Annotated in this window: 9 protein-coding genes; 5 read left to right on the top strand and 4 right to left on the bottom strand. The window is 68.1% G+C overall.

The annotated features are described in order from the left end of the window. Positions 1-11: 11 nt before the first annotated feature. A complete protein-coding gene (locus U1H99_RS01235; protein WP_323139965.1) occupies positions 12-2324 on the bottom strand; it encodes an NADP-dependent malic enzyme in 2313 nt (770 codons plus the stop codon). Between the two features lie 124 nt (positions 2325-2448). Then, positions 2449-3609 (bottom strand): ROK family transcriptional regulator, encoded by a 1161-nt coding sequence (locus U1H99_RS01230; protein ID WP_323139964.1) that lies wholly within the window; start codon positions 3607-3609, stop codon positions 2449-2451. A gap of 264 nt (positions 3610-3873) precedes the next feature. Between U1H99_RS01230 and U1H99_RS01225 the strand changes: the two genes are divergently transcribed. From U1H99_RS01225 to thiL, 3 genes are read left to right on the top strand one after another with little or no spacing between them, the layout of a single operon-like run. Next, positions 3874-4179, top strand: coding sequence for an SWEET family sugar transporter (locus tag U1H99_RS01225; RefSeq protein ID WP_323139963.1), 306 nt, complete (start codon positions 3874-3876; stop codon positions 4177-4179). Then, positions 4172-5701, top strand: a complete 1530-nt coding sequence (locus U1H99_RS01220; protein ID WP_323139962.1) for a mannitol dehydrogenase family protein — start codon at positions 4172-4174, stop codon at positions 5699-5701. Before U1H99_RS01225 ends, U1H99_RS01220 begins: the two co-directional genes overlap by 8 nt. A gap of 27 nt (positions 5702-5728) precedes the next feature. After that, the gene (gene thiL / locus U1H99_RS01215; protein WP_323139961.1) at positions 5729-6703 is read left to right on the top strand and encodes a thiamine-phosphate kinase; all 975 of its coding nucleotides are present in this window, start codon (positions 5729-5731) and stop codon (positions 6701-6703) included. 40 nt (positions 6704-6743) lie between these two features. Here the strand turns inward: thiL and U1H99_RS01210 are convergent, their stop codons facing one another. Next, the gene (locus U1H99_RS01210) at positions 6744-9320 is read right to left on the bottom strand and encodes an EAL domain-containing protein (protein WP_323139960.1); all 2577 of its coding nucleotides are present in this window, start codon (positions 9318-9320) and stop codon (positions 6744-6746) included. After that, the gene (locus tag U1H99_RS01205; RefSeq protein ID WP_323139959.1) at positions 9317-11362 is read right to left on the bottom strand and encodes a sensor histidine kinase, YfiR-like protein-associated; all 2046 of its coding nucleotides are present in this window, start codon (positions 11360-11362) and stop codon (positions 9317-9319) included. The genes U1H99_RS01210 and U1H99_RS01205 overlap by 4 nt, the downstream gene beginning before the upstream one ends. Positions 11363-11577: 215 nt before the next feature. Here U1H99_RS01205 and U1H99_RS01200 point away from each other — a divergent pair, with 215 nt between their 5' ends. After that, entirely contained in the window at positions 11578-12060 is a 483-nt protein-coding gene (locus tag U1H99_RS01200) for a CinA family protein (RefSeq protein WP_255517423.1), read from the top strand. A gap of 3 nt (positions 12061-12063) precedes the next feature. Further along, the gene (locus tag U1H99_RS01195) at positions 12064-12918 is read left to right on the top strand and encodes a metallophosphoesterase family protein (RefSeq protein ID WP_323139958.1); all 855 of its coding nucleotides are present in this window, start codon (positions 12064-12066) and stop codon (positions 12916-12918) included. Positions 12919-12925 lie beyond the last annotated feature (7 nt).

Genomic DNA, 12925 nt, shown 5'->3' with positions numbered 1-12925 from the left:
CAAAGGGACGATCAGCGCTGCGACACCGCATCCACCACGCACAGCGCGGTCATGTTGACGATGCGGCGCACGGTCGCCGACGGCGTCAGGATGTGCACCGGACGCGCGCAGCCCAGCAGCACCGGACCGACCGCGATGCCGTTGCCGGCCGCCGTCTTGAGGATGTTGTAGGCGATGTTGGCCGACTCGATGTTCGGCATCACCAGCAGGTTGGCGTCGCCGGTCAGGGTCGACTGCGGCATGATCTTGGCGCGCAGCTTCGAGTCCAGCGCGGCGTCGCCGTGCATCTCGCCGTCGATTTCCAGGCCGGGCGCCTTCTGCTGCACCAGCGCCAGCGTCTCGCGCATCTTGCAGGCCGATTCGCTGTTCGAGGTGCCGAAGTTCGAGTGCGACAGCAGCGCCGCGCGCGGCGTGATGCCGAAGCGTTCCAGTTCCTCGGCCGCCATGATCGTGATCTCGGCCAGCTGCTCCGCGTTCGGGTTCTCGTTGACGTGGGTATCGACCATCGCCAGCTGGCGCTCCTGGGTGATGACCAGGTTCATCGCCGCATACACGTTGGCGCCGGCACGGCGGCCCAGCACCTTGTCGATGAATTCCAGGTGCGCCTGGGTGGTGCCGTAGGTGCCGCAGATCATGCCGTCGGCATCGCCCTTGTGGACCATCATGGCGCCGATCAGGGTATGGCGGCGGCGCATCGCCAGCTTGGCCATGTCCTGGGTCACGCCCTTGCGCATCACCATCTGGTGGTAGGTCTGCCAGTAGTCGCGGTAGCGCTCGTCGAAGTCGGGGTTGATGACGTCGAAATGCTCGCCCAGCTTCAGGCGCAGGCCGAACTTCACGATGCGCTGTTCCAGCACCGCCGGACGGCCGACCAGGATCGGGCGCGCCAGCTTCTCGTCGACCACCACCTGCACCGCGCGCAGCACGCGTTCGTCCTCGCCTTCGGCGTAGACGATGCGCTTGAGTTCCGGCGGCGTGGTCTTGGCGACCTGGAACATCGGCTTCATGAAGCTGCCGCTGCGGTACACGAACTGCTGCAGGCTCTCGGCGTAGGCGGCGAGGTCGGTGATCGGACGGGTGGCGACGCCGCCATCCATCGCGGCCTTGGCCACGGCCGGCGCGATATGGGTCAGCAGGCGCGGATCGAAAGGCATCGGGATCAGGTATTCCGGTCCGAACGACAGGTTCGTGATGCCGTAGGCCGAGGCCACGATGTCCGACTGCTCGGCGTGGGCCAGGTCGGCGATCGCGTGCACCACGGCGATTTCCATCTCGCGCGTGATGGTGGTCGCGCCGCAGTCCAGCGCGCCGCGGAACATGTAGGGGAAGCACAGCACGTTGTTGACCTGGTTCGGGTAGTCCGAACGGCCGGTCGCGATGATCGCGTCGCTGCGCACGGCCTTCGCGTCTTCCGGCAGGATTTCCGGATTCGGGTTGGCCAGCGCCAGGATCAGCGGGCTCGGTCCCATGCTGGCGACCATGTCCTGCTTCAGCACGCCGCCCGCGGACAAGCCGAGGAAGATGTCGGCGCCGGGGATGACTTCGGCCAGGGTGCGGTGCGGGGTGTCCTGGGCAAAGCGTTCCTTGTCCGGGTCCATCAGCTCGGTGCGGCCCTTGTAGACCACGCCGGCCAGGTCGGTGACGAAGATGTTTTCGAGCGGGAAGCCGAGGTCGACGATCAGTTCGAGGCAGGCCAGCGCCGCCGCGCCCGCGCCCGACACCACCAGCTTGCATTGCTTGAGGTCCTTGCCGACCACCTTCAGGCCGTTCAGGATGGCGGCGCCGACGATGATCGCGGTGCCGTGCTGGTCGTCGTGGAAGACCGGGATCTTCATGCGCTCGCGCAGCTGGCGCTCGATGTAGAAGCACTCGGGCGCCTTGATGTCTTCCAGGTTGACGCCGCCGAAGGTCGGCTCCAGCGCGGCAATGATGTCGATCAGCTTGTCCGGGTCGGTCTCGGCGATCTCGATGTCGAACACGTCGATGCCGGCAAACTTCTTGAACAGCACGCCTTTGCCTTCCATCACCGGCTTGGATGCCAGCGGGCCGATATTGCCCAGGCCGAGCACCGCGGTGCCGTTGGAAATGACGGCGACCAGGTTGCCGCGCGAGGTGTACTTGTAGGAGTTGGCCGGATCCTTGACGATTTCCTCGCAGGGCGCGGCGACGCCGGGCGAGTAGGCCAGGGCCAGGTCGCGCTGGTTCAGCACCGCCTTGGTCGGCGTGACGGCGATCTTGCCGGGGGTGGGAAACTGGTGATATTCGAGCGCTGCAGCCCGCAGTTGCTGGCGTAATTCTTCTTTCTTATCGATTGACGCATCCATGCTTCGCTGGCCTTCTTTGCTGACTGGGGGCTTACGATTTTAGCAGAGTGGTTCGGGGTGCCGTCTACGTATTTTTACCGACAGCCATGCGCCGTGCATGCGTGGCCTTGCCGGCGCCATCTTTTCAGCTGCGCGCGGCCTTCAGGAACAGGTCGTGCGCCGGTGCGAAGCCGCTGTGCAGGGCCAGGTAGGCCGCCCCCCACACCTTGGCGTCGGGTCCGGTTTCACCCGCCAGCACCTGCGGCGGCTGCACCCCGCGCCAGTCGTAGCGCCGCAGCGCCGCATCGACTTCGCGCAGCAGCGCGTCCAGCACCGGGCGCGCCACGACGCCATCGATGATGACGCCTTCCAGGTCGAGCACGCAGGCCGCGCCGCCGATGGCGAACGCGATCGCGTTCGCGGCGCGCGCGATCCAGGCGCGCGTGAGCGCCTCCCTGGGGGCCTGCAGCATGCAGGGGTCGGCCAGCGCCACCGGCGCCAGGCCGGCCTGCGCGCACATCTTTTCGAGCGTGACCAGCGACGCCTCCTCCAGCAGCTGGCCGGCCCCGGCGCGGCGCCCGGCCAGTCGGAGCGGCATCGATCCCACCGCGCCCGCATTGCCGTGGCGTCCGCCATGCGGCTGGCCGTCGATCACCAGGCCGCCGCCGACCAGCACGTCGATGAAGATGTACAGGTAGTTTTCCAGGGCGCGTCCGCGTCCGGCCACCAGTTCGGCGACGCAGGCCGCCGCGGTGTCCTTGGCAAATTCCACCGGCAAGGGCGTCATGGCCTGCAGGCGCGCGCGCATGTCGACGTGCGCCCAGGCATCGGCGCTGCCGGGCACCGCGCCCAGCAGCTCCTGCCAGCCTTCGAGCGTGAGCGGCGCGGCCAGGCCGATGCCGGCCAGGCGGCGCGCGCCCTCCTCGCCCAGGAAGGCATGGATGTCCTCGAGCTGGCGCGCGATCAGGGCAAACACCGCCTCCACGTCCGGCGCCGCATACGGCGTGCTGGCATGCCAGCGCTGCGCCCCGACGAAGTCGAGCAGCAGCATGTCCAGGCTGCGCCGTCCCAGCCGCACGCCCACGAAAAACGCGGCATCCGGACGCAGGGCGATCGGACGCGAGGGCTGGCCGACCTTGCCGCGCAGCGACTCCAGGCGCATCACCATCTCTTCCTTGAGCAGGCGGTCGACGATCACCGACACCGTTTGCGTGCTCAGATGGGTCAGGCGTGCCAGCTCGGCCTTGGGAAGCGGCCCATGCAGGCGCAGCGCCTGCAGTAGCACGCGCTCGTTGTGTTCGCGCATGCCGACCTGGTTCGATCCGAGCGTACGCGGACCGTCGCTGTCCGCATCCCTGCCACTGTTGCCTGGAATTTGAAAGTAGTACGACATTGCACGAATTTGAAAGAAGGTTGAACGAAGATCGCAACGGGCTACTGTACGCGAACTTGACTAAATAAATCAATTTGATTTATTATTTACCCTTCCCCGGCGCCGGCGAGGCAAGAACCACCGCTCTGACCGCACCGTGCCGCTTGTCCAAAAGCATGTAATGAGAAAGGGGCCGACATGCAATTCTCGATAGACCTGATGGGCTACGTGGCCGCGTTCTGCACCACCGCCGCCTTCATTCCGCAAGTACTGCTGGTATGGCGCCAGCGTTCCGCCAAGGGCATTTCCCTGGCGATGTACCTGTCCTTCTGCTTCGGTGTTTTCCTGTGGCTGTGCTACGGCATCATCATCCAGGCCTGGCCGCTGGCCATCAACAATGGCATCACGCTTGCACTCGCTTCCAGCGTGCTGGTCATGAAATGGCGCTTCGACCGCGTGCCTTCCGTAAGCAAGCGTGAGCAAACAAGGAATGTCCATGCGTGATACCGCCGATACAGCCCTGTCCGACGCCTTCCTGCGCCGGCCGCCGCGCGATACGCGTGCCACGCTGCCGCGCTACGACCGCAGCCGGATCAAGGCCGGCATCGCCCATATCGGCGTCGGGAATTTCCACCGCGTGCACCAGGCGCTCTACATCGAGCGCTGCCTGCACCTGCCCGGCCATGAAGACTGGGGCATCGTCGGCATCGGCCTGGGCGACAGTGCCTCGGCCCGCGCCAAGGCGGATGCCTACGCGCGCCAGGACGGCCTGTATTCGGTCACCGAATTCGCCGCCGACGGCACTGCCGCGACGCGCGTGGTCGGCGCCATGGTCGATTACCTGCATGCCCCGCGCGATCCCGGCGCCGTGCTCGACCTGCTGGCCAGCCCGGCGATCCGCATCGTGTCACTGACCATCACCGAAGGCGGCTACAACATCGACGAGACCAGCGGTGCGTTCCGTCTCGACGATCCCGACGTCGCCGCCGACCTCGCCGGCGCGCGGACCGGCGCGCTGCCGCGCACGGCATTCGGCCTGATCGTGGCTGCCCTGGCACTGCGCCGCGCGGCCGGCCTGCCCGCGTTCACCGTCCTGTCCTGCGACAATTTACGCAGCAACGGCGACACCGCGCGCCATGCCGTGCTGTCGTACGCCTACACGCTCGACACCGCGCTGGCGGCCTGGATCGACACCCACGCCGCCTTCCCGAACAGCATGGTCGACCGCATCGCGCCGGGCGTCTCGGACCAGCAGCGCAAGCGCGTCGCCGCCATCCTGCAGGCCGAGGATGCGCAACCGGCGGTGGCCGAACCCTTTACCCAATGGGTGCTGGAAGACCGCTTCAGCGCCGGCCGGCCCGACCTGGCGGCCGCCGGCGCCGTGTTCAGCGACGAAGTCCATGCCCACGAAGCCGTAAAAGGACGCATGCTGAATGCGTCGCACATGCTGCTGGCCTATCCGGCCCTGCAGTGCGGCTACCGCACGGTGTCCGAAGCGATGCACGACCCGCTGTTGCGGCGCCTGCTCGGCAGTTTCATGGAACGCGACGTGATCCCCTACCTGTCGCTGCCGCGCGGCGTTTCGGCCCACGCCTACAAGGAAACCCTGCTGAAGCGCTTCGCCAACCCGGCCGTGGCCGACCAGCTGCTGCGCATCGCCCACGACGGCGCCGCCAAGATCCCGGTGTTCCATTCGCAGACGATCGCGAACCTGCTGGCACAGGGCGCGGACGTGTCGCGCGCGGCCCTGCTGCTGGCCTGCTTCCGGCTGTACCTGATGGGACGCGACGGCAATGGCGCTCCGCTGGTGGTGAACGAACCCCACTTCGGCGAGGCCGACCGTGCATTGCTCGATCCGAACGATCCCCTGACGCTGCTCGACACCAGTCCGTTCGCGGCGCTGGCGCTGGGCGACCATCCCGGGTTTGTCGATGCCTACCTGCGCATCACGGACATGATCGACAGCGCCGGCATCCGCATCGCGCTGGCGGGCGTGCTGCCGTCCGGCTTCCGCACGGCGGCGTAAGGGAGCCGGCCCGATTACAATCGGGGCATGCTCTCCGAATTCGATCTCATCAAGCGGTACTTCCAGCGCGCCCGGCCGGCATCGGACCGGACCGTCCTCGGCATCGGCGACGACTGCGCCCTGCTGGCTCCCTCCCCCGGCAGGCTGCTGGCCGTCTCGTCCGACATGCTGGTCGAGGACCGCCACTTCTTTGCCGGCGCCGACCCGTTCCAGCTCGGTCACAAATCGCTGGCGGTGAACCTGTCCGACCTGGCGGCGATGGGCGCCGTGCCGCTCGGCTTCACGCTGGCGCTGGCGCTGCCGGCGGCCGACCCGGCCTGGCTCGACGGCTTTTCGCGCGGGCTGTTCGCGCTGGCCGACGCCCACGGCTGCGAGCTGGTCGGCGGCGACACCACCAAGGGGCCGCTCAACATCTGCATCACCATCTTCGGCGAACTGGCGCCCGGCCAGGCGCTGCGGCGCGATGCCGCCCGCATCGGCGACGACATCTGGATTTCCGGCACGCTGGGCGATGCGCGGCTGGCGCTGGCCGGCTGCCTCGGCGAGATCGCGCTGGATGCCGATGCCCAGGCGCTGGCGGCGACCCGCCTGCACGCGCCGACGCCGCGGGTGGCGCTGGGCCGGCTGCTGGCCGAAGGCCGGCTGGCGCATGCCGCGCTCGACATCTCGGACGGATTGGTGGGCGACCTCGGGCATATCCTGGCGGCCTCGAAGGTGGGCGCGCTGCTGGACGTGGATGCGCTGCCGGCGGGGCCGGTGCTGGCACGCCAGGCGCCCGGCTTGCGGCGGCGCTTCACCGCGGCCGGGGGCGACGATTACGAGCTGTGCTTCACGGCGCCGGCGGCCAACCGGGAGGCGATCATGGCCGCGGGCGCGCAGTGCGCGACGGCGGTGACGCGGGTCGGCCGGATCGAGGCCGGGCCCGGCTTGCGCCTGGCCGATGGCGATGGCGCGCCCCTGCGCATGCAGTTGCAGGGCTGGGACCATTTCAGCGATCGTTGAACGCGTGGACGGCAAAGCCGACTAGCCGTCCGCGTCCACCCTACGCCGCCTCGTTGTCGCGCGGCGTCTTGCGGTCGTCGTACGGACCGTGCGTCAGCCAGTATTCGCGGAACGCCAGCCGCACATTGTCGCGCAGCTCGGCATCGTGCCACGGCTTGGTATAAAAGCGGTAGATCGCGCCGCGGTTGATCGAGTCGAGCACGGTCTCGACGCCGGTGTCCCCCGACAGGATGATGCGGATCGTGTCCGGGTACATCTCCTTCACCTTGCTCAGGAACTCGGTGCCGTTCATCACCGGCATGCGCTGGTCGCACAGGATCACCTGCACCGGATGCATCGCCAGCAGGTCGAATGCCTCGGCCGGAGAAGCCGCCGTCAGCACCCGGTAGTTATCGCGCCGGAACAAGCGGTGCAGCGACTGCAGCACGTTGACGTCGTCGTCCACCACCAGCAGCGTCTGCATGTTGCGGTCGTCCGCCGCCGGACGGCTCGGCTGGGCGCGGTTGTCCAGCACCAGTTGCGCCAGCTCGGCAGGCGGCAGCGCGCGCGCAAAGTGGAAACCCTGGATCTCGTCGCAGCGGTGGCGCCGCAGCAGCGCCATCTGGGCGCGCGACTCCACCCCTTCCGCGATCACCTGCATGTGCAGGCTGTGCGCCATGCTGATGATGGCCAGCGCGATCGCTGCATCGTCCGGGTTGGTCGTGATGTCGCGCACGAAGGCGATGTCGATCTTCAGCTTGTCGATCGGGAAGCGCTTCAGGTAGGCCAGGCTCGAGTAGCCGGTGCCGAAATCATCGATCGCGATACGGATGCCCAGCGCCTTCAGGCTGCCCAGCACCTGGATCGTATGCTCGGCGTTGCTCATCAGCGCGCTTTCGGTCAGCTCCAGTTCGAGGAAGCCCGGATCGACGTCGTGGCGCGCCAGGGCGTCGCGGATGTCGCCTTCCAGGTCGCCCTCGACGAACTGGCGGCTAGAGACGTTGACCGCCACCCGCACGTCGCGCACGCCCTGCGCATTCCAGGCCGCGATCTGGCGGCAGGCCTCGTCGATGATCCAGGCGCCGACCCGCACCACCATGCCGGTGTCTTCCATGACCGGCACGAATTCGGCCGGGTAGACAAGGCCGAAGCCGGGACGGCGCCAGCGCAGCAGCGCCTCGACCCCGCTGATGCGGCCGGTGTTGAGGTCGAGCTTGGGCTGGTAATGCAGCTCGAACTGCGCGCCGTCCAGCGCGCCGCGCAGAGCCAGTTCGAGATCGAGCCGCGCCAGCACCTGCACGTTCATGCCGGACGTAAAGAAGCGGAAGCCGTCGCGGCCCGCTTCCTTGGCGCGCACCATGGCGACGTCGGCATACTTCAGCAGGGTGCCCGGATCGACGGCGTCGTCCGGGTACATCGCGATGCCGATGCTGGCGGTGAGCAGGGCCTGCTTGCCGTGCAGGTCGAAGGGCGTGCGCAGCACCTCGCGCACGTCGTTGGCCACCGCCACCGCTTCTTCGCCGTTCTGCTCGCGCGTCATGGTGAGGATGAGGGCAAACTCGTCGCCGCCGAGGCGGCCGACGCTGTCGCGCAGGCGGATGCTGCGCACCAGGCGGGTGCTGAACTGGCGCAGCAATTCGTCGCCCAGCGCCGGCCCCAATGAATCGTTGATGATCTTGAAGCGGTCGAGCGTGATGAACAGCACCGCGATGCGCCAGCTCTTGTCCTGCGCCAGCTCGATCGCGTCGCGCAGGGTCTGGAAGAACAGCGTGCGGTTGGGCAGGCCGGTCAGGCTGTCGTAGTTCGACATGTGCTTCAGGCGCTGGGCGGCGTGGATGCGCTCGCTGATGTCGCGTGCCACCGCGATCAGCATGCGCATGCCGTCCAGCTGCTGCAGCTTCCAGCTGATCTCGACCGGCACCGCGCCCTGCCCGTCCGAGCGCAGCAATTCGGTCTCGACGATGTCGTGCTCGCGCGGCGCCGAGGCCGGGTCGGCATAGCGCTCCAGCTGGGCCCGTTCGGCCAGGCCCAGCGCCACCGGTTCGATGCGCAGCAGCGCCTCGCGCGAAAAGCCGAGCATGCGGCAGGCGCCGTCGCTGACGTCGATCATCGACATGTGGTGGGCATCGACCAGGAAGATGGCGTCGGCGGTGGCGTCCATCGCGCCGCGGAAACGCTGCAGCTCGCCGGTGCGTTCGCGTACCTTGCGTTCCAGCCGCGCGCCGTGCTCGCGCGATTCGCGGTGCAGCAGGCGCACTTCAAGCAGGTTGCGGATGCGCGTCATGACCTCGACCGTGTCGAAGGGCTTGCCGATGAAGTCGCGCGCGCCGGCTTCCAGTGCCGCCAGCTTCTTGTCGGGTTCGGCCGTCACCACCAGCACCGGCAGCCACGACTCGAGCTCCATCGGCTTCAGCGCTTCCATCACCTGGAAGCCGTCCATGTGCGGCATCTGCAGGTCGAGGATGATCAGGTCGTAGCCGTGCTGCAGGTGCAGGGTCGCCACCTGGCGCGGGTCGGTGGTGCTCGACACCTGCTCGTAGCCGGTGGTCTTGAGCAGGAATTCGAGCAGTTGCACGTTGACCGGCTCATCGTCGACGATCAGGATGCGCGCGCGGCGTATGTCGGATTGCGAAATCATGAAACGGTCCTCGTCACATCGATGCGGGCGCGGCGCTGGGCCAGCACGCCGTCGATGGCCTCGTTGAATTTGCCGATCTCGATCGGTTTGGTCAGATAACGGTCAAACCCGGCGGCCAGGCCGCGCTCGACGTCGTGCGGCATGGCGTTGGCGGTCAGCGCGATCGCCGGAATGGCGCGCGTGGCCGGGTCGCGCCGCAGCTGTGCCAGCACCTCGAAACCGCTCATGCCGGGCAGGTTCAGGTCCATCAGGATCACCTCCGGAGGCTGGCTGCGCGCCAGCGACAGGCCGACATGGCCGTCCGGCGCCGACAGCAGGCGCAGGTCGGGGCGGAAGCGCACGATCTCCTGCACCAGCTTCAGGTTGGCCGGATTATCCTCGATATACAGCAGCAGGTGGGGCGCGCCGTCCGCCTGCGGCACCGCGGCCCCGGCCTCCGCGCCCCGCTGCAAGCCTTCCTCGGGCTGCGCCGGCGCCGGCGCGGCCGCCGGCTGCAGGCCCAGCTCGATCCAGAACACGCTGCCCACGCCCGGGCTGCTGGTGACGCCGATCTCGCCGCCCATCAGCTCGACCAGGCGGCGCGTGACGACCAGGCCGATGCCGGTGCCTTCCTGGGTACCGCCTTCCTGGCCCAGCCGGTTGAAGGGCTGGAACAGCGCAGCCACCTGGCCCGGCTCCAGGCCCATGCCGGTATCGCGCACCGACAGGCGCAGGCGCTGCGGCCCGGCCTCGAGACAGTCGAGCACCACCGCCCCGCCGTCCCGATTGTACTTGACTGCGTTGGACAACAGGTTCAATAGTACCTGCTTGAGGCGGGTACGGTCGGCGCGCAGCTGGACGTCGAGGCAGCCGTCCGGGAACAGCACGCGGATGCCGCGCTTCGATGCCAGCGGCTCGATCATGGTGCGGCATTCGGCCAGCATCTCGCCCAGCCCGACCGCTTCCATCGACAGCGTCAGCGCGCCCGCCTCGACCTTGGCCAGGTCGAGAATCTCGTTGATCAGGGTGAGCAGATGGCGCCCGGACTTCAGGATATGGTTCGAGAACTCCAGCTTCTGCTCCGGCGTGGTCGGCATCGCGTTCGAGGACAGGATCTGGGCAAAGCCGAGGATGGCGTTCAGCGGCGTGCGCAATTCATGGCTCATCGCCGACAAAAACGCCGACTTGGCCTGGTTGGCGGCGCGCGCTTCCTCGATCGCCAGCTCGAGTTCGGAATTGGCCAATTCCAGCTGCATGGTGCGCTCGTGCACGCGCCCCTCGAGCTCCTCGTTCAGGCGCATCACTTCCTGGCGCGCGCGGGCGCGTTCCTGGGCTTCGCGCGCGATTTCGCGGTTCGAACTTTCCAGCGCGCGGGTACGCAGCTCGATCTCGGCCAGCATCGCATTGAAGGAATCGACCAAGTCGGCCGCCTCGTCCTCGCTGATGCGCGGCGCGCGCCGCGAATAGTCGCGCGTCGCCACCACCTCGCGCGCGATGCTGGTGATGGCGTCGATCGGGGTGGTGATGGTGTGGCCGAGGCGGCGCACCAGCAGCCACGCGGTCAGCAGCGCCAGCAGGGTGACCAGGGCCGCGATCAACAGATAGTCGCGCATGCGCTCGACCAGCAGGTTTTCGGAACGCAGGTAGACGGTGCCGAGGACTTCACCGTGTTCCCGGATCGGCGTGTACAGCACCAGGTCGCCGCCCTCCTTGCCGCGGCCTTCCTTGCGCGGCGCCGGCGGGAACACGGCACGCTCGCCCGGCGCCACGTACCAGGCGAACAGGCTGCCCTGCTCGTCGTACAGCGCGGCGGCGCGCAGCGAAGGCCGGGTGCGCAGCAGCGCCAGGTTTTCGCGGGCCAGGCGCGGGTCGTCGAAGGCCAGCGCGGCCGAGGTCATGTGACCGACCAGCTCGGCCTGGGTCGCCATGTCGTTCTGCAGCGCACGCTGGTAGCTGCGCAGGTCGTAGGCCACCACGGTGCCGACCGACACCACCAGTGCGGCAAGCGTGGTCGACATCACGATCGTGACCAGCTTTTCGCGGATCGAGCGGCGCCGGAGCATGGGGGATGTCAATGCGGAACCAATGAGTGGTGAATGTGGAACAATGGTAGCGCGGACGAGGCCGGCCGACGAGCAGGATAGCAGCCCGGCCCGCGATAATGTCGCACGGCATGCCATGCAGATCGGGCAAGGCATGGCTTGCGGTTAATATTTTAGCGCCGTGCGCCGGCCAAGCGCGCTAGAATGAACCACGAATGCAGCGATGGAGAAATGACGTGACGAACGATATTCTTGACCTGGCCGCACGCGTCGGCCGCGCCCTCGAAGCCAAGGGCCTCCTGCTGGCAACCGCCGAGTCCTGCACCGGCGGCGGCGTGGCCCAGGCGATCACCGAGATCCCCGGCTCGACCGGCTGGTTCGAACGCGGCTTCGTGACCTATTCGAATGCCTCCAAGAGCGAGATGCTGGACGTGCCCGGCGCCCTGATCGCGCAGGTCGGCTCGGTCAGCGAGGAAGTCGCCGGCGCCATGGCCCAGGGCGCGGTCGCCAACAGCAATGCCGACATCGCCGTCTCGACCACCGGCATCGCCGGCCCCACCGGCGCGGTGCCCGGCAAGCCGGTCGGCACGGTCTGCTTCGGCTGGTCGAAGGGCGACACCACCCATACCGAACGCCTGGTGTTCCAGGGCGACCGCCAGGCGGTGCGCGAACAGACCGTGGCGCACGCGCTGGCGGGGCTGCTCAAGTTCATCGAGTAAGGGATGCCGGTTTTATCGGCTGCGGCTGCTGCGCTAACAATCTATGCGGTCGGCGACATCGCCCGCTGCGCCTACCCCGACCCGAAGTACTCGGCCGCGGCCGACACCGCCGCCACCGTCGCCGCCGGGCTGGCCGCCGATCCGCAATCGGTGGTGCTGACGCTGGGCGACCATACCTACCCGGTCGGCGCCGCCAAGGAATTCCGCGACTGCTACGCGCCGACCTGGGGCCGCTTCAAGGACCGCACCTGGCCGGCGCCCGGCAACCACGAGTACTACACGCCCAAGGCGGCGCCCTACTTCGCCTATTTCGGCGCGCGTGCGGGACGCGGCTACTACAGCCTCGACCTCGGCGGCTGGCACCTGATTTCGCTCGACAGCAACCTCGATCCGGTCAAGCAGGCGCCCGAGCACGCGGCCCAGCTGGCCTGGCTGCGCGCCGACCTGGCCGCGCACCCGGCGCGCTGCACGCTGGCCTTCTGGCACCATCCGCTGTACAGCTCCGGCGGCCACGGCAACGTCCCGGTCATGCGCGACGCCTGGGAGCTGCTGCAGCAGGCCGGCGCCGAGCTGGTGCTGTCCGGCCACGACCACGATTACGAACGCTTCGCGCCGCAGGACGCGCAGGGCCGCAAGGATGCGCGCGGCATGCGCCAGTTCGTGGTCGGCACCGGCGGCGCCTACCCGACGCCTTTCCTGCTGACCGTCAAGAACAGCGAGGTGCGCGACGCCAGCCGCACCGGCGTGCTGCGCCTGCGCCTGCGGCCTGACGGCTACGACTGGGAATTCGTCGAATCGGCCCGGGTCACCACGCTCGGCGTGCCGCCGCCGGACCGCGGCAGCGCATCCTGTCACTGAGCGTGTC

The sequence above is a fragment of the Massilia phyllosphaerae genome (assembly GCF_034659755.1).
In the GTDB taxonomy this organism is placed as follows: Bacteria; Pseudomonadota; Gammaproteobacteria; order Burkholderiales; family Burkholderiaceae_D; genus Telluria; species Telluria phyllosphaerae.
This window is presented reverse-complemented; position numbering and strand designations above follow the sequence as displayed.